Here is an 845-nt window from a genome sequence, read left to right on the forward strand (position 1 = left end):
CCCACTCGCACTGCCCGTGGTCGGACCCGCTGCACCGCCACCTGCGGTCGCCGTTCGAGACCCACCCGCTGTCGTGGTTGGGCCCGGTGGACGAGTTCTAGCTGGGCCGGTGCCCGTCGCCCACCCAGAGCTTGCCGCTGGCGTCCACCGCCACGTCGCCCAGGCTGGTGCCCGTCACGCTCACCCGCACGCTGCTCAGCGCGAAGGCCGCGCTGGTGCCGCCGGCCGTCGTGACCGTGACGTTGCCCACCCCGTGCGTGGGCAGTGCCGTGCGGTTGAGGTAGACGCTGCGGTTCTGGTCGACGCTGTCGTAGTAGACGTCGATGTTGTTGGTGGCGTTGTCGGCCGGGGTGTCGGTGACGCTGGCGCCGGGGAAGTTGTAGGTGGCCGCCCCTTCGACGTAGCCGCTGCCGTAGAGCACGGTGCGGTCTTGCACGTCCACGCTGGTGATGGTGGGCACGATCTGCAGCAGCGGCTGGCTGCTGGAGCCGAACATCTGCAGCGTGAAGGCGCCGTTGACGTAGGCGGGCAGCGTCAGCGTGGCGCTGCTGCCGTCGGCCGCGGCGCTGCCGGGGTTGAGTTTGACCATCTGCAGCACGCCGTTGACGTTGACGTAGCGCAGCAGGATGGCGCTGGCGGTGCTCAGGCCGCTGCCGTTGAGGGTCACGGTCTGCCCGGCGTTGGCCGAGGCCTGGGTCGGGTCGGCCGCCGTGCCGCTCAGCGCCGTGCCGCTGATGGCGGCCAGGCTCGCGCTGAAGCTGGCGCTGGTGCCGCCGGCGGTCTGCGCGCTGATGGCGCCGAACACGCCGTTGCTCAGCGCCACCGTCATCACCACTTGCCCGTTG

1 protein-coding gene is annotated in these 845 nt (G+C 71.0%); it reads right to left on the reverse strand.

The features are described from left to right. Positions 1–97: 97 nt before the first annotated feature. Positions 98–845: hypothetical protein (locus NYP07_RS23885; RefSeq protein WP_268154713.1), on the reverse strand; the 748-nt coding region annotated here is incomplete at its 5' end.

The sequence above is a fragment of the Pelomonas aquatica genome (genome assembly GCF_026712205.1).
GTDB classification, from domain to species: Bacteria; Pseudomonadota; Gammaproteobacteria; order Burkholderiales; family Burkholderiaceae_C; genus Pelomonas; species Pelomonas aquatica.